The organism is Massilimicrobiota sp. An80, assembly GCF_002159255.1.
Taxonomy (GTDB): Bacteria; Bacillota_I; Bacilli_A; order Erysipelotrichales; family Coprobacillaceae; genus Allocoprobacillus; species Allocoprobacillus merdigallinarum.
Map to the genome: position 1 here is coordinate 14,113 of NZ_NFHI01000010.1, position 23,231 is coordinate 37,343.

At 31.3% G+C, this 23,231-nt stretch carries 23 protein-coding genes, 6 tRNA genes, 1 riboswitch and 1 other annotated feature; of the genes, 23 read left to right on the plus strand and 6 right to left on the minus strand.

The features are described 5' to 3' along the window. The first annotated feature begins 13 nt into the window (after positions 1-13). From B5G32_RS04285 to B5G32_RS04295, 3 genes are read left to right on the plus strand one after another with little or no spacing between them, the layout of a single operon-like run. Positions 14-874, plus strand: coding sequence for a hypothetical protein (locus B5G32_RS04285; protein WP_239386189.1), 861 nt, complete (start codon positions 14-16; stop codon positions 872-874). A 43-nt stretch (positions 875-917) separates the two neighbouring features. After that, on the plus strand, positions 918-2,366 hold the full coding sequence (locus B5G32_RS04290) for a methyltransferase domain-containing protein (protein WP_087245631.1): 1,449 nt from the start codon (positions 918-920) through the stop codon (positions 2,364-2,366). 50 nt (positions 2,367-2,416) lie between these two features. Then, on the plus strand, positions 2,417-3,499 hold the full coding sequence (locus B5G32_RS04295; protein WP_224759527.1) for a metallophosphoesterase: 1,083 nt from the start codon (positions 2,417-2,419) through the stop codon (positions 3,497-3,499). A 28-nt stretch (positions 3,500-3,527) separates the two neighbouring features. On the opposite strand, the gene B5G32_RS04300 is transcribed toward B5G32_RS04295, so the two are convergent. After that, complete coding sequence (locus tag B5G32_RS04300; RefSeq protein WP_087935948.1) at positions 3,528-4,166, minus strand: DUF2371 domain-containing protein; 639 nt, start codon at positions 4,164-4,166, stop codon at positions 3,528-3,530. Positions 4,167-4,287: 121 nt separating this feature from the next. Here B5G32_RS04300 and B5G32_RS04305 point away from each other — a divergent pair, with 121 nt between their 5' ends. The 12 genes from B5G32_RS04305 (at position 4,288) to B5G32_RS04360 (ending at position 9,091) form a co-directional block, all read left to right on the plus strand. Further along, entirely contained in the window at positions 4,288-4,635 is a 348-nt protein-coding gene (locus tag B5G32_RS04305) for a PadR family transcriptional regulator (protein WP_087245637.1), read from the plus strand. Next, complete coding sequence (locus tag B5G32_RS04310; protein WP_158093968.1) at positions 4,628-5,269, plus strand: DUF3887 domain-containing protein; 642 nt, start codon at positions 4,628-4,630, stop codon at positions 5,267-5,269. Before B5G32_RS04305 ends, B5G32_RS04310 begins: the two co-directional genes overlap by 8 nt. Positions 5,270-5,391: 122 nt before the next feature. After that, positions 5,392-5,574, plus strand: coding sequence for a hypothetical protein (locus tag B5G32_RS13660; protein WP_143746587.1), 183 nt, complete (start codon positions 5,392-5,394; stop codon positions 5,572-5,574). Between the two features lie 81 nt (positions 5,575-5,655). Next, positions 5,656-6,315: a DUF3784 domain-containing protein gene (locus B5G32_RS04320; protein WP_087935950.1), complete on the plus strand. Its 660-nt coding sequence runs from the start codon at positions 5,656-5,658 to the stop codon at positions 6,313-6,315. A 287-nt stretch (positions 6,316-6,602) separates the two neighbouring features. Next, positions 6,603-7,760, plus strand: a complete 1,158-nt coding sequence (locus B5G32_RS04325) for a PucR family transcriptional regulator (protein ID WP_087297072.1) — start codon at positions 6,603-6,605, stop codon at positions 7,758-7,760. 103 nt (positions 7,761-7,863) lie between these two features. Beyond that, positions 7,864-7,939 (plus strand) — tRNA-Val (locus tag B5G32_RS04330). 5 nt (positions 7,940-7,944) lie between these two features. Further along, positions 7,945-8,020 (plus strand) — tRNA-Thr (locus tag B5G32_RS04335). Between the two features lie 5 nt (positions 8,021-8,025). Continuing rightward, a tRNA-Tyr gene (locus B5G32_RS04340) sits at positions 8,026-8,109 on the plus strand. Positions 8,110-8,116: 7 nt separating this feature from the next. After that, positions 8,117-8,192 (plus strand) — tRNA-Gln (locus tag B5G32_RS04345). A gap of 3 nt (positions 8,193-8,195) precedes the next feature. Next, positions 8,196-8,271 (plus strand) — tRNA-Lys (locus tag B5G32_RS04350). A gap of 7 nt (positions 8,272-8,278) precedes the next feature. Continuing rightward, positions 8,279-8,352 (plus strand) — tRNA-Gly (locus B5G32_RS04355). A 373-nt stretch (positions 8,353-8,725) separates the two neighbouring features. Beyond that, positions 8,726-9,091 (plus strand): hypothetical protein, encoded by a 366-nt coding sequence (locus B5G32_RS04360; protein WP_087935951.1) that lies wholly within the window; start codon positions 8,726-8,728, stop codon positions 9,089-9,091. Between the two features lie 94 nt (positions 9,092-9,185). On the opposite strand, the gene B5G32_RS04365 is transcribed toward B5G32_RS04360, so the two are convergent. Both B5G32_RS04365 and B5G32_RS04370 read right to left on the minus strand, forming a co-directional pair. Beyond that, entirely contained in the window at positions 9,186-10,466 is a 1,281-nt protein-coding gene (locus B5G32_RS04365; protein WP_087243086.1) for a glucose-6-phosphate isomerase, read from the minus strand. Next, a complete protein-coding gene (locus B5G32_RS04370) occupies positions 10,466-10,840 on the minus strand; it encodes a CvfD/Ygs/GSP13 family RNA-binding post-transcriptional regulator (RefSeq protein WP_087243084.1) in 375 nt (124 codons plus the stop codon). The genes B5G32_RS04365 and B5G32_RS04370 overlap by 1 nt, the downstream gene beginning before the upstream one ends. Positions 10,841-10,968: 128 nt before the next feature. Between B5G32_RS04370 and B5G32_RS04375 the strand changes: the two genes are divergently transcribed. The 4 genes from B5G32_RS04375 (at position 10,969) to hpf (ending at position 13,427) form a co-directional block, all read left to right on the plus strand. Next, the gene (locus B5G32_RS04375) at positions 10,969-11,193 is read left to right on the plus strand and encodes a NifU family protein (protein ID WP_087243082.1); all 225 of its coding nucleotides are present in this window, start codon (positions 10,969-10,971) and stop codon (positions 11,191-11,193) included. 164 nt (positions 11,194-11,357) lie between these two features. Further along, on the plus strand, positions 11,358-11,480 hold the full coding sequence (locus tag B5G32_RS14100) for a flagellar transcriptional regulator FlhC (protein WP_224759512.1): 123 nt from the start codon (positions 11,358-11,360) through the stop codon (positions 11,478-11,480). A gap of 6 nt (positions 11,481-11,486) precedes the next feature. Next, positions 11,487-11,598, plus strand: a riboswitch (SAM riboswitch). Between the two features lie 54 nt (positions 11,599-11,652). After that, positions 11,653-12,795, plus strand: a complete 1,143-nt coding sequence (metK, locus tag B5G32_RS04380; protein WP_087304096.1) for a methionine adenosyltransferase — start codon at positions 11,653-11,655, stop codon at positions 12,793-12,795. A 92-nt stretch (positions 12,796-12,887) separates the two neighbouring features. Next, positions 12,888-13,427, plus strand: coding sequence for a ribosome hibernation-promoting factor, HPF/YfiA family (gene hpf, locus B5G32_RS04385; protein ID WP_087304097.1), 540 nt, complete (start codon positions 12,888-12,890; stop codon positions 13,425-13,427). 6 nt (positions 13,428-13,433) lie between these two features. Here the strand turns inward: hpf and mnmL are convergent, their stop codons facing one another. Then, on the minus strand, positions 13,434-14,378 hold the full coding sequence (mnmL, locus tag B5G32_RS04390) for a tRNA modification radical SAM protein MnmL/YtqA (RefSeq protein ID WP_087243076.1): 945 nt from the start codon (positions 14,376-14,378) through the stop codon (positions 13,434-13,436). 39 nt (positions 14,379-14,417) lie between these two features. Between mnmL and B5G32_RS04395 the strand changes: the two genes are divergently transcribed. From B5G32_RS04395 to pheT, 4 genes are all read left to right on the plus strand, one after another. Further along, entirely contained in the window at positions 14,418-16,202 is a 1,785-nt protein-coding gene (locus B5G32_RS04395; RefSeq protein ID WP_087935952.1) for an ABC transporter ATP-binding protein/permease, read from the plus strand. A 1-nt stretch (position 16,203) separates the two neighbouring features. After that, on the plus strand, positions 16,204-18,060 hold the full coding sequence (locus B5G32_RS04400) for an ABC transporter ATP-binding protein/permease (RefSeq protein ID WP_087935953.1): 1,857 nt from the start codon (positions 16,204-16,206) through the stop codon (positions 18,058-18,060). A 43-nt stretch (positions 18,061-18,103) separates the two neighbouring features. Next, positions 18,104-18,301, plus strand: a binding site (T-box leader). Positions 18,302-18,333: 32 nt separating this feature from the next. Beyond that, positions 18,334-19,368: a phenylalanine--tRNA ligase subunit alpha gene (gene pheS / locus B5G32_RS04405; RefSeq protein WP_087243070.1), complete on the plus strand. Its 1,035-nt coding sequence runs from the start codon at positions 18,334-18,336 to the stop codon at positions 19,366-19,368. Between the two features lie 4 nt (positions 19,369-19,372). Continuing rightward, entirely contained in the window at positions 19,373-21,763 is a 2,391-nt protein-coding gene (gene pheT, locus B5G32_RS04410; RefSeq protein ID WP_087935954.1) for a phenylalanine--tRNA ligase subunit beta, read from the plus strand. A gap of 247 nt (positions 21,764-22,010) precedes the next feature. Here the strand turns inward: pheT and B5G32_RS04415 are convergent, their stop codons facing one another. Together B5G32_RS04415 and B5G32_RS04420 are read right to left on the minus strand one after the other, a co-directional pair. Continuing rightward, entirely contained in the window at positions 22,011-22,466 is a 456-nt protein-coding gene (locus tag B5G32_RS04415; RefSeq protein ID WP_087297078.1) for a threonine/serine exporter family protein, read from the minus strand. 1 nt (position 22,467) lies between these two features. Beyond that, a complete protein-coding gene (locus B5G32_RS04420; protein ID WP_087243064.1) occupies positions 22,468-23,220 on the minus strand; it encodes a threonine/serine exporter family protein in 753 nt (250 codons plus the stop codon). Positions 23,221-23,231: the final 11 nt, after the last annotated feature.

The following is a 23,231-nucleotide window of genomic DNA, read 5'->3' on the forward strand; positions in this document are numbered from 1 at the left end:
AAGAAGAATGTTTATGCAAGATTTTTTAAAGATGTATTATCATATGGATTGTCATCTTCATTCAACGGGCTACTTTTATATAGAGAAACAACTTTATTATTTATCCTATATTCCAGATCCTCATGAATTTTTAAATCGATATCATTATTATCGCTATTTAATGCATCAGTGTGGTGTACAAGGTTATGATATAGTTAAAAATATTTATCAGGAACTTTTGACTCAAAACTATGTGTTGTTGCTTTATCATAAAGAACCATTATCAATAGAACGATATATTCAACAAACGATGATGGTTTATCCATTTCCTAAAATGAAGGTTCAACACATTAAAGAACAATGGATTTGTAAAATAGACCAGGCCAGAGAAAAGGCAAAAGATTATGCTTATAGTTTTAAACATGACCAGGATATTTTATCATTAATCTATTATTATTGTGGATTAGCTGAGAATAGTATTAATATTCTTAATTATTTATTACAGATTGATAATCAGGCGACTTTGCCAGTATCTTTATCATTATCACAACCAGGTTTTCAATATATTTATGAACTGATCAATCCATGTTCATATATTTTTTCAACCCGTATGCGACATCTTGCCTGTTTAATGAAAAGTCAGATGTTGACGTTTTCACAGCTCCAGCAACTGTTAGAATCGCATTATTTTGATGTTTATGAAATTATTTATTTTTATGCCAGAATGTTATATCCAGCTCACTTTTTTCACTGTCTGCTTTGTGGAAACCTTGATGAAAAAATGACATCATCTTTTTATCAACAGATGAAACAGGAGCGAGAAATGTACTATCAAATTTTTCATATTTTATCTTTTTATGTGACTCTACCCAAAATAAGTTGGATAAATCGTTAAAATATGGTATAATATTGCACAGTTAATTGAGAGGGTTGTATGTATGGATTTGATAAATAGTATAAAAAAGAATGAACATATAAGAGAGTCATTGATTCGTTTGAAATCATTAGAACAATGTGATTCTTTGCTTCAAAAAGATCAGCAATTCAAACAGACATTAATTGAATTCTTATCTCATGAAGATCCTAAGATTCGAAAAAATAGCGCCATATTATTAGGAAAGTATGATGATACGGTTGATATATTATTAGATGCTTATGATAAAGAAAAAACAGAATATGTCAAAGAAGCTTATTTAGCAGGTATATCTTGTCATAATTGTCGTAGCTATATGAACAGACTCAAAGAGATTCAAAATAAGCTCATTCATGCTTCTGAAATGACAAAACATATTCAAGCCCAATTAAAGATATTAAATCCCCTGATTTTAAAAAATCAGGTACATAAACGTAAAATTATTAAATTAAAACATGAACCTGTTGATGTGGTATTAACATCATTGCCATACTATCAGTTTGTCTTATTTGAATCTGTGTTGCATTTAAAATACAAACCTGTTACACAAGGTGTATTGGTTCGTAGTGATTCATTATATGATTTATTGAATATTAGAACATATCGTGATATGTTGATTCCTTTGTCTGGTGCTACTGGATTAAATATTGATTTAGAAAGCATTATGGCTGGTTTTCAACGATGTCATTTAGAAGATATTTTAGATAAACTTTATGATGATCAGTCTATTTTTTATTTTAGAGTGGCTGATGAAACAAGAGAAAAACATCCAACTCTTATTAAAAAAGTTTCACAAGCTATATTTGAACTATATCCACAACGCTTGTTGAATACAACAGATGGTTATGATATTGAAATTGTTTTAAAAGAAATGAAAAAAGATAAGGTTAATGCTTATTTGCGTTTGACACATTTGAAAAGTTCTCGTTTTGAATATCGTCGAGAAATCATTTCTAATTCTATGCAGCCTTATATTGCTGCAACACTTGTTCAACTTGCAAAACCATATATGAAAGACCATGGAAAAGTTTTAGATCCATTTGTTGGATGTGGGACATTATTGATAGAAAGAAATTATGTCGTTCCTGCAAAGTTTGCGATGGGAATTGATGTTTTTGGTAAAGGTATTGAGGCTGCCAGAAAGAACAGCAAAGCTGCTGGACAGAATATCTATTTTGTGCATAAGGATGCATTACGTTTTGTGAATAATGAAATGTTTGACGAGATCATTACAGATATGCCAACATTACCACAAATGAATGATTATCAGCAACTGCAGGAACTTTATGATCGCTTCTTTGAGCGTATTCATCGTTTAGTTAAACCTAAAGGATATGTTTTTCTTTACACAAGTGAAATTTCCTTAGTTAGAAAGAATTTAAGACTTCAAGAGGGATATTTAACGCTTGTCGAACATTATGAAATTCCTCGAGGAAAAAATATGTTTTATTTCTTTATTATGCAGTTAAAATAACCTACAATGTAGGTTATTTTCCATTTTTCTAGTTTGGAGGTGTGTCGTTCATGTTTGCTTTACTTTCATTGCTTTTGATTCCTGTCGTTATTTATTTTGCTTTTTATTTTCAAAGAATCATTTCCTTTTTTTATCCACAAAAGAATATTTTTATATCTATCATTTGTTTTTTGATAGCTGTTCTTTTTGTTTATCCTGCACGTAACTTTTTTAGCTTTTGGGCAGTTATTGTTTTGCATTTATTTGCTTTTTCATTATTAACTGATATGATTATGTGGTTGATACATAAAAAGAAAAGTAATCATATACTTGATTCTATTTATCGTTTAGGACTCATTCCGCTGTTATGTGTATGCATATTATTAGGATATGGATATATAAATATGAAAGATGTTCATGCTGTTCAATATACGATTGAAACACAAAAACAGCTTTCACAAAATTATAAGGTTGCATTTATAAGTGATTTGCATTTTCCTAATACTATGAATAAAAATGAATTGATACAATATTGTAATGACATTTCAAAAGAAAATCCTGATTTTGTCTTATTAGGTGGAGATATTGTTGATGAACGAACAACTTTGCAGCAAATGCAGCAAACTTTCCAGGCTTTATCAACCATTCAAAATCAATACGGTATTTATTATGTTTATGGAAATCATGATCAGGCATTATATGCAAGTCAACCTGCTTTTACGCCTGAAATATTAAAACAGACCATTGAACAAAATAATATCCATATATTATGTGATGATAGTATCCGTATTCAGGATGAAATCACATTGATTGGACGAGATGATCGTAGTCATCAGCGTGTTTCAACTTCAGACTTATTACAGAATGTTTCCTCGGATGATTTTTTGTTGTTGATGGATCATCAGCCTGTGGAACTGGATACAAACAATCAATTACAAATTGATTTACAAGTTTCAGGTCATACACATGGTGGACAAATGTTTCCTGTTGGCATCTTGAGTGAATGGCTTGGATTTGGTGAAATGAATTATGGCTATCGTCAATTATCACACATGCAAGTTGTTGTATCTTCAGGTATTGCAGGATGGGGATATCCGTTGCGTACAGGCTCTCAATCAGAGTATCTGATTATAAATATTCAAAGTCAATCATAAAAACCAGCTATCCTTGGATAACTGGTTTTTATGGTGCTGTATTTTGTGTTGATGAATGATTTTCATTAGGTATATCTTGATTGGTGTCATCAGTTTCTTCTTGTACAGAATCTTGAGATGGTGTGGTATCTTCTGGAACCTGATTGTCTTCTTGAGAATTCTCTTCCTGATCTTGATTTTGAATATCTTGTTGAGATTGTTGGTCTTGTGAAGGTTGTTGATTTTGTGAAGATTGTTCTTGAATCTGTTGTTGTAATTGTTCGATTTCATTTTGTTGTTTCATGTAATATTGATAGCCAACATAACCAGCAAGACATAATGCTATTATAATAACGATAATAAATAGGAATAAAAAGAATTTTGAAAGAAACGAATGTTTCTTTTTTTCTTTAATGACTTTTGTATGATGTTTAGTTTTCTTTTTTGTTTTTTTCTTAACTTTGGCTCTTGGTTTTTGTTTTTTAGAAACAGGTTTATTTTGTGTTGAATGAGAGTTGATATATTCAGTTTCTTTTGGATCTTCATGAGAAGTGTCATGAAGATGTTCATCAAAATCATTATGAAGATCACTATTAAGATCATCATGATAATCATTGTTTTGCTCTTTTAAATCATTATCGTATGCAAAGTCATCATCTTCATCATCAAATGTAAATTTTTTTACCATTTTTATCACCTGTGTATAGTATGAACATTTTCTATGACTTTTATATTAACTTTATATTGTATGATAGTTAATTATGTATTAAAATATATTTAGTAATACTAAATAGAAAAGAGCTGATTGAATGAATGAAAGATATGAAAGACAATTAAAAAAAGGAATTTTAGAAATTTTGGTTTTACAGCTTCTTTCACAAGAAAGGATGTATGGCTATCAGATGATTATGTATATGAAAGAAAAAAGTCATGGTATGTTTGAAATGAAAGAAGGAACACTCTATCCTATTTTATATCGTTTAGAGGATGATGAATTGGTTGAAAGTCAATGGACGCCACCACAAAATAAAGAATTATCACGTAAATATTATTGCTTGACAGATAAAGGGAAAGAACAGCTCAAAGCATTGAAACAATTATGGAAGAATTTTTCAATGGTTGTTAATGAGATATTAGAGGAGAATGAATATGAATAAAGAAAAATATATAAAAAAAGTTATCAGATTATTAAATTGTTCTCAACAACAAAAGAAAAAAATTAAATTGGATTTAGAAAATGACATTGAAATGGCATTAAAAAATGGTGAATCATTTGAAGAAATCATTCAAAGAATGGGGACACCAAAAGAATTGGCTCATGAATTTAATGAAAACATGGGTGTGAAAACACGTCGTTCTTATAAAAAAATAATTGGCATTATTATGGGTGTTGTCGCTGTATTGATTTTAGGTGTCTATTTATTGGTACGTTCTCTTATTCCTGAGTATCAGACATTAGGAACATCTGGATTATTTGATCAAAAAACAGTTGAACAGCATATGGAAGAAACAATTTTAGATATATCACATCTTGACATACAAGCTATACTTGAAAATTGTGATGAAAAAATGAAAGAATCCATGTCAGAAAGTCTTCTCAAGGAATCAATTTTATCGTTAGGAGATTTGGGAGATTATCAACGTATAACAAGTCAGAGATATACAGAAATTAAACAAAACAATGATATTTGTGTTGTGGGAGAAGTTGTTGCATTATATGAACAGCGTAGTGTAACATACACAATAACTTTTAATGAAAATTATGAATTAATGGGGTTATATATGAAATGATGGAGAATATAAGTTATCTGTTAATGTCAATCACATGCTTTGTTTTTGCATATGCACACTTTAAAGGTAATGTTTCGTTGGTTCATAGTTATCATAAAAGAAAAATAAAACAAGAGAATCTGATGTCATATTCAAAGACAATGGGAGTAGGTATGTTGATATGTGGTTTGGGTTGTTTGATGAATCTTTTAGCTCGTTTATTACGTTTATTTGTGTTGGGTGAAATATTCATAGTTATTGGCATAATAGCGGGTGTTGGAATCATGCTTTATGCTCAATTGAAGTATAATCATGGTATCTTTTAGGAGGCGATAGAATGGGACTTGTGATATCTATCATATTTTTAATAATATCCATCTTATTATTAATGGGAAAAGGATCGTTTTTTGATTGCTGGTTATAACACTGCTAGTGAAAAAGAAAAAGCAAAGTATAATGAAAAGAAATTATGTCGTATTGTAGGATTAGGTTTTCTTGTTATGACTTGTGGCTTGTTTTCTTTGTTTATGCTAAAAGATATAGGACTATATATAATGATAGGAACTTTTATTGTTGGAATGGCGATTATTTTTGTTGGCAGTGAGTATGCCAGTGTAGAGCGTAATCAAAAGAAAATGAAAATGTCTATAGGAATAGGGGTATTGATTACTGTTATTTTGGGAGCTTTTATTATGGGTGTTATGTTTATAGGGGATATTGATATAGAATATAATGATGACTATGTTCAACTATCAGGAACTTTTGTATCATCTTTAAAAATTGATTATGATGATATTTTAAAAGTAGAATATTGTGATGATTTTGATATTGGTCGTAAGAAAAATGGTATCAATAATGCAGTTGTTGAAGCGGGTAGATATTATAATGATGAATTTGGGAATTATCATCTTTATGCATACACGCATAGTTCACATTATGTTATTATTTATACAGAAAATGAAATTTTTGTTGTGAGTGGAGAAAATGAAAAACAGACTCAAAATATTTATAATCAATTAAGTTCATATAAAAAAGCAACGTTATCTCACGTTGCTTTTTTTGGCTAGTTAAATAGATGAAATTTTGAAAAAGGGAATAATTTTGAAAAACTAGCACAGTTGAAGTAATGCTCACATTTTATCCAAGAAGGACAAATTTCATAATTGTGAGCTAATAAGAAATAATTATAAGAAACATTCATGAAAAGACCCTCCTTTGATAATAGATCATTTTTTACACTTTTATTATATGATTTTTTATGTAAAAGAAAAGGGTCTGAGAATCTAAATATGATGATTGATTTTTGTGCATATTGCACAAAAGAAGAGTATAATAAAAGAAAGTAGGTGAGATGATGGGATTTACAATAGAAGATGCATTGAATGAAACCAAAGAATTATATCAGCTTACACTATTATGTGGACAAAAAGGGTGTGCCAATGCTATGAGCTGGGTTCACCTTATTGAAGATACAACGACAATTCAACAATTGTGGGGAAAAGAATTGATTGTGACAAGTGGTTTAGGATTTCAAAAAGAAGGAGCACTTTTAAACCTTGTAGAATATTTGGTTAAGTATCATAGTGTCGGGCTTATTATTAATACTGGAAAGTATATTTTTGATGTTCCTCAAGATGTTCTTGATTATTGTGAAAACAATGATTTTCCGCTGTTAATTTCACCATGGCATATTCATATGGTTGACCTGATTAAAGATTTTTGTATGCGTTGTTTGTTTTCGCAAAAAGAGGATTATTTGGTTACACAGTATTTTCAAAATATTTTTAGTGATCCACGCACTATTGAAGAAAATAGGAATGAATTAATGCGTAGTTTTGATGTAGATGGAGATTTTCAGGTTTTGTTGATAGATATTGAGGATGCCAGTCAGTATAGTGAAATTGAAAGAAGAAGATTATCTTTACAATTACAGCTCTATTTTGAAAAAATAGAGTGTCCCTATAGCTTTTTTTGGTATGATGGATATTATGTGCTGATTGTGAATAATTTATCTCAAAAGGTCTTTTATCAACTAGTGGAGTCCATGTATCATCGTGCTAAAAATAGAATGAGAGTATCTGCTTTGCATATTGGAATGGGTACACAATTAAAAGATATCAGAGAATTGAATTTAAGTTATCAACGCGCTTTATCAGCAGTAACATTTGCCAGAATGTTTCAAAAAAATATTATTTGTTTTGATGATATGGGTATTTATCAGATTTTATTTTCTATACAGGATCAAAAAATATTATCTGATATGTATCATCATTTATTAGATACATTGATTCAATATGATCAAAAACATAATAGTGAATTAGAAAAAACATTATATTATTATTTGAAATATGATGGAAGTCCACAAAAAATTGCGAGATCAACATATACGCATCGTAATACTGTTCATTATCGTATTGAAAAAATAAAAACACTTTTAAATTGTGAACTTGCAACTTTTGAAGAAAAATTTCCTTATATGATAGCCTTTTATATTGCTAAAATGATGAAATAGAAGAAAACAGAAAAATGAGACATAATTTCTGTTTCTTTTTTATTTTCATTTTTTTCTTGACGTGTTCATAGTCGTATGCTATTATAAGAGGGCACTAGAAATTGGAGGTTTAGCTCAGTTGGGAGAGCATCTGCCTTACAAGCAGAGGGTCAGCGGTTCGAGCCCGTTAACCTCCACCATTTATGCCGGCTTAGCTCAATTGGTAGAGCAACTGACTTGTAATCAGTAGGTTGAGGGTTCAAGTCCTTTAGCCGGCACCATATACGGGGAGGTAGCGAAGTGGCTAAACGCGGCTGACTGTAACTCAGTTCCTTTCGGTTCGGTGGTTCGAATCCGCCCCTCCCCACCATTTCTGTTGGGATATAGCCAAGCGGTAAGGCAACAGACTTTGACTCTGTCATTGCGCTGGTTCGAATCCAGCTATCCCAGCCATTTGACCCGCTAGCTCAGTAGGTAGAGCATCTGACTTTTAATCAGAGGGTCAGGCGTTCGAGTCGCCTGCGGGTCACCATTCTTTTGCGGGTGTAGTTCAATGGTAGAACTTCAGCCTTCCAAGCTGACTACGTGGGTTCGATTCCCATCACCCGCTCCAATTGAATGAACACAAACTTTTATGAAATATGAGATATCAAGCAAAATTATACAATTCTGTTTGGTATCTTTTTTATTTATAAAAAGTATGGATGTAAAAAGACTTAATTGAAAAACAAGTTAATCTATTAAATTTATAGTTTTCTAATAGATTATTTCATTTGTATAAAAGTCATATTAATAAATGTTAAGGTATCCTTAATGATTTTAATTGTTTGATTGTTGTTATGTTTTTATGTAAAATGAAGTTTTATCTTATGTAATTCTGGAGATGATTGTTATATTTTGATAAAATGATATTAGAAAAGTCATTAAGATGTAAACCAATAGAACTGGAAGTAAAATGATAATTGAAAAGAAAGGTGGGATGGTCAATGTTAAAATCAAAAAAAATAATATGTTTTATAGTTTGTCTATTGGTTTTTATAGTGGTTCTTGTTTTTATAGACCAGCAAACGACTTATATGGTTGCGGTAAATCAAAATAACGTCGAAGTTTCCAATGAAAATATTGTCATAGAGATGAGTTCAGGAACTTCGGTAGGTTATTTTAAGAAGGCTGAGCTAGAAGAAATAGATGATGGTATTTATAGAATTGAAGCATATTTTTCGTTATTATCAGGGGAATCTTCAGGATATCAATACACAATTGACAACTCAGACAAGCATATTAAAGAGATAAGGCAATATCATTTAGATGAACCTGATGAGTATACTGTCATATATCAAAATAATAACTAAGGTGTGATCTATTTATTAATTTTTGTTCTCTTTTCAAAGAGAACATTTTTTATTGTGAAATGATAGGAATAAAAAAAGAAGTGATCGCTCACTTCTATACACCTGGCTTACCAAGTAATTTAAACATATTTTTCTTATAAACTTCAACACCTGGTTGATTGAATGGATTGACACCTAATAAGTATACTGATAAAGCACAAGCTTTTTCAAAGAAGTATACCATGTATCCAAATGAGTATGGAGTTAATTCATCAAGTGTAATTTGAATGTTAGGAACATTTCCAGTGTTGACATGGGCATCAATTGTTCCTTCACATGCTTTTTTATTAACATAATCAACAGTTTTTCCTGCAAGATAGTTTAAGTTATCTAAGTTATCAGGATCACTAGGAATTTCTAAATCAGAAATTGGATTTGCAATTTTTAAAATAGTTTCATATAAAACTTTGCTTCCTTCTTGAATAAATTGTCCAAGTGAATGTAAATCAGTTGAGAAAGTTGCACTTGTAGGTAAGATTCCTTTTCCTTCTTTTCCTTCTGATTCACCGAATAATTGTTTCCACCATTCAGCAGTTTGTGCTAACTGTAATTCATAAGTCACAAACATTTCGGCAGGATAACCTTGTTTTGATAACATTTGTCTTGCAACACCATATTGATAAGCACTGTTTTTGTCTAAGTCAGGATTGCTGTATTCTTCTCTTGCATCAGCAGCACCTTTCATCATAGCATCAATATCAATACCGGCCATAGCGATAGGGAATAAACCAACAGCAGTTAAAACAGAATAACGTCCACCAACATCATCAGGGACAACAAATGTTGTATATCCTTCGTTAGTAGCTAAAGTTTTTAATGCTCCTTTTTCTTTATCAGTAGTTGCAACAATTCTCTTTCTTGCAACTTCTTTACCTTTTGTTGATTCTAGTAATTCTTTAAAGATTCTAAATGCAATAGAAGTTTCAGTTGTTGTTCCAGATTTAGAAATAACATTAATTGCGAATTCTTTATCTTTTACATATTCTTTGACTTGAGATAAGTAGTTAGAAGAGAATGTATTTCCAATATAAATAATTTGCACAGAATGAGTAGGGTATAAACCATTTAAGGCTTCAATGGCAGCTCTTGCACCTAAATAAGAACCACCAATACCACATACTAATAAAACATCAATTTCATCTTTTAATTCATTAACTTTTGCTTTAATAGCTTCAACTTCATCTTTATCATAGTTTACAGGTAAGTCAACCCATCCTAAGAAGTCACTTCCTTGTCCAGTTTTGTTATGGATCATATCATGAATTTGAGCAACTTGTTCTTTGTATGAGTCCATACTTTCAGTTAATTTTGCTTTTGATAAATCAACTTTAATCATCATTCTTCCTCCTTGATTACGCCTAGAGTTATCCACTCAGGCAATTTTTCTTTTAATGGATAAAATCCTAAAGGTGTTTCTTGTATCTTTTCTCTCTGGTTTTTATAAGCTCTTTTGTATTTTCTTTTCGCCATATGAACAGCTTTTAAAGAAAGCTTGGCTTGATGTGTTGTATGATCAATATCAATCACTTTTACACGAATGACTTCGCCAACATGTACAAAATTTTCTACATTTCTAACGAATTTATCAGATATTTCAGAGATATGAATTAAACCAGAAGATTGATCGGGTAAAGATGCAAATGCACCATAAGGTTGAATTCCCGTAATGGTTACATCAATAATATCACCAGTTTTGACACGATGCTCCATTGACATCCCTCCAATCATACTCATTATAGCATAAAGTCATATTTGTGGAAAGTGAAATCAAAGCATTGGACTTTTATTCTTAAAAAATTGTGGTATAATAAGAAAGATTTATAGAGGAGGCTGAAATCATGGATCAAGAAGCAGAAATTAAAAAAGTGATACATAAATTAAGACCTTATTTACAAAGAGATGGTGGAGACATTGAATTTGTAAAATTTGAAGATGGAATTGTTTATGTACAAATGCATGGTGCCTGTGCTGGATGTATGATGTTGGATGCAACTTTAAAAGATGGTGTCGAACAGATTTTAATTGAAGAAGTTCCAGGAGTTTTAGAAGTTCAGGCTATTTAATAAAAATTGAGAAAAATTTGAGAAAAAAACGACGAAAAATATATTATAATTATATTATGTGATAATATCACTTGATTTATAACAAATATTCTTATATACTTAGAAAGTCTTGTTTTGTAGAATAATGTCTACTTATTACGGTTAAAATAAGATTGGTGATAAGAATGAACAGAAAACAAGAACAATTAAAAATTGCATCAATTCTTTATGACTTAGGATTAGACATGGAATTAATTGAAGCTATGACATCTTTAAGTCATGAGGATTTAAAAAAATTATATCAATAATAAAAGCTCTTATTAAGAACCACGAGATGAGGATCTATGAAGTGGTGGCAACCCTTGTATAAAGAAGGTGCCTTACCTAGCAAGTTAGACTTGAACAATTAGACTTGAACAATAAGAGGAAAGAAGGCTTTCCTCTTGAAAGCTTTTTTTATTGAAAAGTGGGAGGAAAAAAATGAAGAAAATTTTATTTACGTCTGAATCAGTTTCAGAAGGACATTCTGATAAAGTCTGTGATCAAATCAGTGATGCTATTTTGGATGCCTGTTTGGCTGAAGATCCATATTCACGTGTAGCATGTGAATGTTTTACAACAACAAATCTTTTGGTCATTGGTGGTGAAATTACAACACAAGCACAGGTTAATTATGAACAAATTGCCAGAAATGTATTATGTCAAATCGGATATACAAGTGATGAGATTGGGATTGATGGTCATCATTGTGAAATTAAAAATGTTATAGGCATACAGTCAAGCGATATTGCTTTAGGAACGAATAAAGAAGTTGGAGGAGCAGGCGATCAGGGGATTATGTTTGGCTATGCTTCCAATGAAACAGAAGGATATATGCCTTTACCAATTTCTATTGCGCATCACTTGGTACGTTATGCAACTGAAAAACGCCATAGTGGTGAATTCCAATGGGCTAGACCAGATATGAAATCACAAGTGACAGTTGATTATACAGATGCTTTGCATCCCCGTATTGATACAATTTTAATGTCTATTCAACATGATCCTGATTTTGATGAAAAAGCTTTTAAGGATTATATTCAAAATGTCATTATGCAAGATGTTGTGAAAAAATATGGCATGAATACAGATTATAAAGTTTTGATTAATCCAACAGGACGTTTTGTCATTGGAGGTCCTCATGGCGATACAGGACTAACAGGTCGTAAAATTATTGTTGATACTTATGGTGGTTCTGCAAGACATGGTGGAGGTGCTTTCTCTGGAAAAGATCCTTCTAAAGTTGATCGTAGTGGTGCTTATATGGCAAGATATATGGCTAAAAATATTGTGGCAGCCGGACTTTGTGAACGTATTGAAATTCAATTGTCTTATGCTATTGGGGTCAAAGAGCCAACAAGTGTCTTTGTCGAAACTTATGGAACTGAAAAAGTATCAAAAGATGTTATTTTACAGGCTATTGAAAATGAATTTGATTTGACACCACAAGGTATTATTGATACTTTACAATTGCTTAGACCTATTTATCAAAAAACAGCAGTCTATGGTCATTTTGGTAGGGGAGATATTGATCTTCCATGGGAAAAATTAGATCGAGTAGAAAGTTTAAAAAAATATTTATAAGCTCCTAACGGGGCTTTTTTAATTTTTGAGCGAAATGAGTGTTTTTTATATGACAGAAATGGTATAATAAGATTAACGAAGGAGGAATATTTATGAAAGTCAGTATAAGAGGAAAAAATATTGCACTAACTGAAGGGATTGAAACAAAAATCAATAAAAAGCTCAGCATGTTAGATAAGTATTTCATTGTCAGTGATCATGTTGAAGCAAAAGTTTTGATTCGTACTTATCCAGTTGGTCAAAAAATTGAAGTGACTATTCCAACAGAATATGTATTATTAAGAGCAGAAGTTGTTGATAATGATCTTTATAATGCTATTGATTTAGTTATCGACAAATTAGAAGGACAAATTAGAAAGTATAAAACGAGATTAAGTCGTAAATCTAAAGATAATAAACTCGCATTTAATGTTGCTTCTATTGAACCTTTAGAACATGAGGAAGAAGATGTTATTGTCAAAACAAAATCAATCAGTCCTAAACCAATGGATATGGAAGAAGCGATTATGCAAATGGAATTGATTGGACATTCATTCTTTGTTTATCGTGATGTAGAAACAAATGAAATCAGTGTTGTTTATAAAAGACATAATGGTGGTTATGGACTTATTGAAACTCATGAAGCACAATAAAAAGCTCTATACAGAGCTTTCTAGAAGATACCCTTGATGGGTATCTTTTTCTTTCATCAATTTATCAATATCATTAAGAATTGTTACTTTTTTGATTGACCATAAAGGTGCGACTAAATCTTGTAATGGTGCATCTCCGGTCAGTCTTTCAATCACAACATGACTAGGGATATACTGCAATTGGTCAACAACTAATGAAATATAGTCTTCACGCGTTAACATAGGAAAAGGTTGTTTTTGATATAAACGATGTAAAGCGGTATTTTTCAGCATATAGAGATTGTGAATTTTAAGTCCTTGGATATCTAATTGACCAACCTGTTTTGCTGTTTCTAACATCATATCATATGTTTCATAAGGTAGACCATTAATGATATGAACACAAACATCTAAGTGGCGTTTTCTTAAACGATCAAGTCCTTCTAAAAAAGTCTGATAGTCGTGTCCACGATGAATCAGTTTGGCCGTCTGATCATGGATAGTCTGTAAACCAAGCTCTATGTATAAATCACATTTTTGAGATAATTGATATAGATAATCACAAATTTCATCATCTAAACAGTCAGGACGTGTTGCAATCGCAATGCCAACAACATCTTTCATATCAACAAATGGTTCAAATCTTTCTTTGAGTTGAGCGACAGTACCATATGTATTGCTGTTGGCTTGAAAGTATGCAATAAACTGACAATCAGGCCATTTTTGACGCATTATCGAAGAAATGTCGTGGAATTGTTTTTGTAAAGAATCTTGGACATTTCCAGCAAAGTCGCCTGAGCCAGAATCTGAGCAGAAAATACAGCCTCCATACCCGCATGTTCCATCTCGGTTAGGACAGGTAAAGCCTGCATTTAAAGATACTTTCGCAACTTTATGATGATATTTATTTTTTAAAAAGTAGTTATATGTATGATAGCGTTTGTTATCTAATGTATAAGGAAATTGATTCATAGCATCACCCGCTAAGATTATAACATAAAGGAGAATAGAATGTTAGAGTTAAAAAATATTTATAAACAATATGAAACAACCCCAATTCTCAATCATATTTCTATTTGTTTTCCAGACACAGGAATGATTGGAATTCAAGGAAAAAGTGGTTGTGGAAAAAGTACACTTTTGTATATTATGGGATTATTGGATGAAGATTATGAAGGAGATATTCTTTTTAATCATGAAAAAATTGAAGATAAAGAAAAGTTTATATGCGAACATATGTCTTTTATGATGCAAAATAAAGATTTTATTTCTTCTTTAACCATTAAAGAAAATATCATTTTGCCTTGCCATATCAGTCATCTTCATTATAGTTCGTCATTGCTTCAAAAAGTCGTGAAACGACTTGGTATACAAGATTTGTTGTCCCGCTATCCTTCGCAATTATCTGGTGGTCAAATGAAAAGAGCATCTCTTGCGAAGGCATTATTAAAGCAGTCCGATATTATTTTATGTGATGAACCGACTGGGGCTTTATATCATCATCAGGCTCAAGACGTTATGAAATATTTAAAAATGATTTCTCAAGATGCTTTGGTTATTATTGTTTCGCATGATCCACTGTTATTGCAGACATATTGCGATAGTGTATTGACATTAGAAGATGGTCAATTAAAAGGACATATGAAGCAATCTCAAAAGCCAAAAGAAATATCTTTAAAGAAACATCAGCATCATACTTTATGGTTTTATCCTATCAGACAAATAGTCTATCAAAGAAACAAACTCATGTTTCTTTTTTTATTTCAATGGATAGTGATTGTAGCGTTCTTTTTGATTGTAACAGCTATTTTTGGAGCGTTTGAAGCAACGTCTCAAAGTGAGCAACAAGCTGTTTTAAAAAATATCATCAATGTTGAAAACAAAGATGGGATGCCATTTGAAACAATGCTTTCTCATGAAGATATTGCTTATATAGATTATGGTTATCAATTAGAACAGTGTCAGCTTTGGCAGTCCCAACAGGAAATCGAAGATACTGCCTTATATTTTTTACCAGTGCAAAACACACATGTTCGTTTATTGAAAGGACGTTTTCCACAGGAAGCTCATGAAATTGTTGTCAGTCAGTCATTTGATCAAAAATATCATCAGCAGTCCATTGTTTTAACATATCAACAAAAAAGTATATCTTTAACAGTTGTGGGCGTTCTTCAAAAAGATTTTTTCAGTCAAAATGAAATTTATCTCAATCATACATTGAAACAAGAAATGCCAGAGTTGATGAATAATCGTGAATTGATTGTAGAAAGTCAATTCAATAAAAATGAAAGTTTATATCAAGCATTATCTAAAGATTATATTGTTTATAGTGACATTCAAGAAAGAGTATCAAGTTATCAATCTTTATTGTCTTTAGCACAAATTGTAGCAATGATTTTCATTGGAATGAGTTTGTTGATATCACTGATATTAATTGGAATCGTAGAATCCATTATTTATTTTGAAAGAAAACATGATATTGCATATTTATTATCACTAGGTATTTCATCTTTCAGACTGTTTATATTATCTCTTTTTGAGGCGATGCAATTGGGGTTGATGATTGCTGGTGGAGGTTGTTTGCTGGCGATGGTTATATATGAATATATCAATCATGTTGTGAATATTTCGCAATATGTTTCTTTTTCATTGTTGTTAAAGCCTATCTTTTATTCACGTTATGATTTATATGTGATTATTTTTATGATTTATCTTGTGATGAGTGTTTTATCTGTTTTGCATCCTGTTAGAAAAATGATGAAAATGACGAAGATTGATGTTTTAAGGGAGGAATAATATGCTTGAAGTTCAACATATTTCAAAAAGATATCACTATCAAAAAGTTTTGGATGACATATGTATGTGTTTTCCAACTTCAGGCATTGTTGCGATTGTGGGTCCTAGCGGTTGTGGAAAAACAACCTTATTACATATTCTAGGAGGCATTGATACTGATTTTCAAGGTGATATTTTATGGAAAAACAAGAGTGTTAAGCATCATTTGACACGTTATCGACGACATCATGTCAGTTTTATCTTTCAACAGTTTCATCTGATTATGTGGCTATCTATAAAACAAAATATAAGTTTACCACGTTTTTTTCATAAACAGGAAAAAGCATCATTATCACTAGCTTTAGAAACATTAAAAAATCAGTCTTTGCATTCACTTTCACTTGGACAAAGACAGCGTCTGGCATATTTAAGAAGTCACTATCACCGTAGTGATATTCTTTTATGTGATGAACCTACCGGATCACTTGATCCCCAATATGCACAAGCTGTTATGGAATTATTAAAAGAAGAATCTCAACATCGTTTAGTTATTTTGGTATCTCATGATGAAAAGCTGGTAAGCCAATATAGTGATGAAGTTTATAAAATGCAGGACGGACAGATTATTGAGCATATATGCTTTCATGAAACAGAAAAAATTGAACGTTTTCCAACTGTGCAAAAGAAGTATTTCTTATGCCATATGCGCCTTGCGTTTGCATCATTATGTTCACATAAGGCACGTTCATTTCAATTGATGATAGGTTTACTATTATCATTATTAAGCATTGTTTTAGCATTAACACTCACTCGTCATCTTGAAGGGCAGTTTCATCAATATATTTACTCACTTGTTCCTGCATCAGGAATCAGTTTTCAATCACGTTATCAGCAATCTCTGTCTTTAGATTTATTAAATCAGATAAAAAATCAACCTGGAATTATGAAAAGTGAGATGTTTTTAGATGATTATGAATGTTTAGGAATTGGTTTTCAATCTGAAAGATATGAACAATCTCAGACTTTATTTATTGGAGATGATACTTCTCCTTATACATATCTGTCATTAAAATACGGAAATTATCCACAGGCACATCATGAAATTTTATTATCTCTTTCAACAGCTAGACATCTTTGTGGACAGCAGGATGTCGCTTCTTTGATTGGGCAGAATGTTTATGCCTGGTATCAACATGATTGGGAAGTGAAAGGTATTTGTTATAAAATTGTTGGTATTACGAATCAAACCACCGCTCTAGATACACTCTATCAGATGGATCATGCTTACATTTATTTATTGAAAGATATTTATCAATATGAGCTTGAACAGGTGTCATCACATTTAGGAATTGTTTATGTACATCCTGACTATCATAGAGATCATGTTATGAAACAGTTGAAAAAACAATTTCCAGATTATGAATTTTTAGCGATAGGAGAATCGACAACTCAAAATGTATCACAAGTTTTAAATCAAGCGAATATCATCTTGCTGTTTTTTTCTCTTTTGGCTATTTTATCTTCTTTATTTTTGATTGGTGAAGTTATGTTTTTAAATGTGATACAAAAGAAAAAAGATTTAGCTATCATGAAATGTTTTGGAGCCAGTTCTTTAGATATTATTAAAATTGTGCTTTATGAGTCTTTCCAAATTCTTATATTAACACAGTCTATATGCATGATTTTGTATTATCAATTGATTCATATGATGAATATCTTTTTACAGAATATGTTTGAAAGTGAATTGTTTTCTATACAGGTAGATATAAATATTATTGCTTTTGTTTTTATTGTTAGTGACTTACTTGTTTTGATAAGTCAGTTACCACCATTGTTGTATATTTTAAAAATGAACACTGTTCAGGCATTAAAAGAGTAAAGAAAAACTTGTTTTTATATAAAAAGTTAGTTATAATAGTAGCGTTAATACGATGAAGAGGACAAGTAGATAAAGAATTTGTATCAGAGAGGAAAACGGTGGCTGAAAGTTTTCTTACAATGCATTTATTGAATTCACCTTGGAGTGCGACTAATCATCGCCGCGAAGCAGCGTTATTGCAGTAAAGGTGCATAACATTTGTTATGAATTAGGATGGTACCGCGATACAATCGTTCCTATGTGGAACGATTTTTTTATTTGAAGGAGGATATTATGGACGAATTATTAAAGATTAAAGAAGAAGCTTTATTGAAGATTCATGATTGTTCATCATTAAAAGATTTAAATGATTTAAGGGTTTTCTATCTAGGGAAAAAAGGTCCAATGCAATCTGCAATGAAGTCAATGAAAGATATGTCTAAAGAACAACGTGCGTCTTTTGGACAAGTATCAAATAAAGTTAAACAAGAGATAACACAAGCTATTGAGGAAAAGAGAAAAGTATTAGAAGAAGCTGAAATGCTTAAGAAAATTCAAAATGAAAAAATTGATATTAGTTTACCTGGTAGTCAATTGCCACTTGGAACAATTCATCCTTTAACAATGATTAGAGAAGAATTAGAAGATTTATTTATTGGAATGGGATATAGTATCGCAGAAGGTCCTGAAGTTGAAAGCGATCATTTTAATTTTGAGCTTATGAATTTACCAAAGGATCATCCTGCAAGAGATATGCAAGATACTTTCTATATTGATGAAAATACTTTATTAAGAACACATACATCACCAGTTCAGGCACATGTTATGTTAGCGGCTAATGGAAGAGGACCAATCAAAGTTATTTGTCCAGGAAAAACATATCGCCGTGATGATGATGATGCAACACATTCGCATCAGTTCAGTCAATGTGAAGGATTGGTTATTGATAAAAATATTACTATGGCTGATTTAAAAGGAACATTGGAATTATTTGCGAAAAAGATGTTTGGTGAAAAACGTGAAATTCGTTTAAGACCTTCATATTTCCCATTTACAGAACCAAGTGTTGAAGTTGATATTTCATGCTATAACTGTAATGGAAAAGGATGTTCAATGTGTAAAAATACAGGTTGGATTGAAATTTTAGGTGCTGGTATGGTGAATCCTAAAGTTTTAGAAATGTGTGGATTTGATAGCCAGGTTTATCAGGGATTTGCATTTGGTATTGGCTTAGAACGTGTGGCTATGTTGAAATATGGTATTGATAATATTAGAGATTTTTATAGTGGTGATTTAAGATTCTTAAATCAATTTGTAAGAAAGGATTAGACATATGGAAGCAAGTTTAAAATTATTAAATCAATATGTAAAAGTTGATGATTTTTCAGCTCAGGAAATTGCTGATCAATTGACATCTATAGGTCATGAAGTTGAAGGAATGCATGTCTTTGCAAGAGGTGATAAACTTGTTGTTGGATATGTAAAAGAAAAGGTTCCTCATCCTGATAGTGACCATTTAAATATTTGTCAAGTAGAAGTAGGAAATGGAGTCACTCAACAGATTGTTTGTGGAGCTCCTAATGTTGCTGCTGGGCAAAAAGTGATTGTAGCATTACCAGGATGTGATTTAGGTGATGGGTTTAAAATTAAAGAAGCCAAAATACGTGGTATAGAATCAAATGGTATGATTTGTTCTATTGCTGAACTTGGAATTGATCAAAGATTATTACGTGAACAAGATAAAGCAGGAATCCATGTTTTAGATGCTGATGCTCCAGTGGGTGAAGAGGCTTTAAAATATATGGGGTATGATGATACTGTTTTAGATATTGGTTTAACACCAAATCGTGCTGATTGTATGGCAATGATTGCTTTGGCTTATGAAGTCGGAGCATTGTTAAAAAGAGATGTTCATGTTCCAGAAATGAAAACTTTAAATGAATTAGAAAGCGATATTGAAATTGATGTACAAACAGATTTATGTCCATGTTTTGGGGCTAAATTAGTCAAAGGGGTGACAACAAAGGAGTCACCTGAATGGTTAAGAACATTTTTAATGGCAAGTGGTATTAAGCCAATTAATAATATTGTAGATATTTCTAACTTTGTGATGTTAGAAACAGGACAACCTATTCATATGTATGATTATGATAAGTTAAAAGAAAAACGTTTTGTTATTAAGACTGGATTCCATCAAAAAGCAACATTATTAGATGGTAAAGAATATGAAATCTTACCTGAAGATATTATTGTTTCTACTGATCAGGGAATTGGATGTGTTGCTGGTGTTATGGGTGGAGATGACACAAAGATTGATGAAAATACAGTGAATATTGTCATTGAAGCTGCAACATTCCATGGAGCTACATTAAGAAATACAGCACGTCGTTTAAATTTATTAACAGATGCTTCACAACACTATATCAAAGGAGCTATTGATACAGCAAATACACCTCGTGTTCTAAATCGTTGTGCTGCTTTACTTGAAGAATTGGCTGATGCTAAAGAAATTTATCAAACAGTCATGACTGATTATGAAATGACAGAAAAAGTGATTACATTGACAACATCACGTGTCAATGGATTACTAGGAACAACAATTTCAACTGAAGATATTGAAGATATATTAACAAGATTACATTTTACATATACATTAGATAATGAAACATTTACTGTTCATGTTCCATCATATCGTAATGATATGTCAATGGATGCGGATGTCATTGAAGAAATTGCAAGAATGTATGGTTATGATCATATTCCATCTACATTACCATTAATGGAAATGACAAAAGGGGCTTTAACACCTGTTCAAAGTCATACAAAAGCAATAAGACATTTATTAACAGATTTAGGATTACATGAAGTTATAACATATACGTTGACTTCACCATCTATGGTGGATGATTTTAATCTTTTCCATAAAGATGATCATATTGCTTTAATGTTGCCAATCGGTGAAGAAAGAAGTGTAACAAGAAAATCATTAATTCCATCTTTATTACAGGCAATCAATTATAATACAGCTCATTCTCAAAAAGATGTTATGATTTATGAAATTTCTAATACTTATTCTCAAGGTCATGAAATTCAAAATTTAGCTATTGCATGCACAGGTATGTATCATGATGTGACATGGCAACAAATTCAACAAAAAGCTGATTTCTATTTAGTTAAGGGATTTGTGGAAACAATTTTAAAGAAATTAGGAATTAAAGAATCACGTTATACATTGAAACGTGTTGAAGAAGATAATCAAAATTTCCATCCTGGAAGAAGTGGATATTTAATGATGGGTAATGACATTGTTGGTGTCATTGGTGAAATTCATCCTCGCCTTGCGAAAAAATACGATGTCAAAGATGTTTATGTTGCAGAATTAAATCTATCTGTTTTATTAAATTTAAAGAAACCAGCAATTAAATTTACAGATATTCCACAATATCCTTCAGTAACAAGAGATATTGCTTTGGTTATGGATCAAGATATTCCTGTTCATGATGTTGTACGCTCTATTTGTAAAGCTGGTCAACGTTTCATTGTTGATACAAAGATTTTTGATATTTATGAAGGGGAACGTATTGAAAGTGGTAAAAAGTCTGTTGCTATTGCGTTAACATTCCAGGATGCTTCAAAAACATTGGATGATGCAACAATTAATGCCACTATGGAACAAATTTTAAATGTTGTTTCTAAAGAATATGGAGCACATTTAAGAGTTTAAATGCAATACTTTGAGTTCTCTTTATGCGGTTTATACTGTTATTTGAAGAACGGATTGAAAACGAACTGATGAAGGCTTACTTTAGAAGTTAAAGGTTTTCAAACTACCATGATTGATTATAAATGGAGATGATTTTGTTCATCTCCTTTTTTATTTATTATATAATGATATGATTTTATGAATGTGTATAAAATAAAAAGTCATAATACATAGATGCTCATCATCTTAGCATTATAACTTCTTTTATTTATCCCATATCAATAAAATTCTTTGTTTTGATTCTTTTATAAACTTGAAATGCTGTAGAGGAAATTAAAATAGCTAAAGCTAGTGAAAGACTGGTTCCTAAAGTGGATAAAAAGCTTTTCATAAAAAGGTCATTCATCCCTTGTACAGCATACAGCATTGTATAGTAAATACCACTACCAGGAACTAATGGAAAGCAACCGATAACAATAAAAATGGTAGCAGGGGCTTTGAAAAACCTAGCAAAACATTCAGCAAGCAATGATACGCAAAGCATTGCAATAAAACTTTGTAGGAAAATATTGTTGAGTGAAGCAGTTGCTAAATAAATAAACCATCCTAGCGCACCAATAAGAGATCCTGTTAAAGAAAATCGAATATTTTTCTGTATTCTAAATATAAAAGTAAAACCAAAGCAGCCTATAAAAGCTGATAAACACTGTATAAACCCTTCCATTTTAAACTCCTTGTAAAATCATCATCATAATCCCTACACCAATAGCAATGCTGGCAGCTATTAAAATAGCTTCAATCATACGAGATAATCCAGAAACAAAGTCACCGCCAATAATATCCCTTAGACTATTTGTAATAGCAATACCAGGAACAAGAATCATTAAAGTTCCTGTAATCACTGCTTGCTGATTAGTAATGAAATTTATTTTTTGTGCAATAATAGCAATACTGGCTAAAACCATACTTGCTAGAATTGTACGAACAATTCCATTAACATCAAGCTTTTCTAAAAGATATATAAAGTAGTATAAAATAAACCCAATAAAAGCAGAAACAATCATTTCATTGATATGTCCACCAAAAAATGCACAGAACATGGCTGCGGATACAATATAACCAATAAGTATGAGACGATAATTCAATCTTTCGGATTCAATTATCTCAATTTGATTTTTGATTTCATCTAGAGATAATTCTTGATTACTGATTTGTCTGACTAAGCAATTGAGTTCATATAAATGATCCAGATGAGTATGATTACTACGTGATCGCCTGGATGATTGATAGGGTGTTCCATCATGCAAAGTTAATGATAAAGTAAAATATGATGGGATTGCGAAAACTTCAATATCAGTAAAGCCAAATCCTTCACACATTCTTTTTAAAGATTCTTCTACACGGTATATTTCTGCACCATGTTTTAATAACAATTGTCCAATTTTATTGATTTGTTGTAAAATGTCTAAATCGTTCATTTTTTCACCCC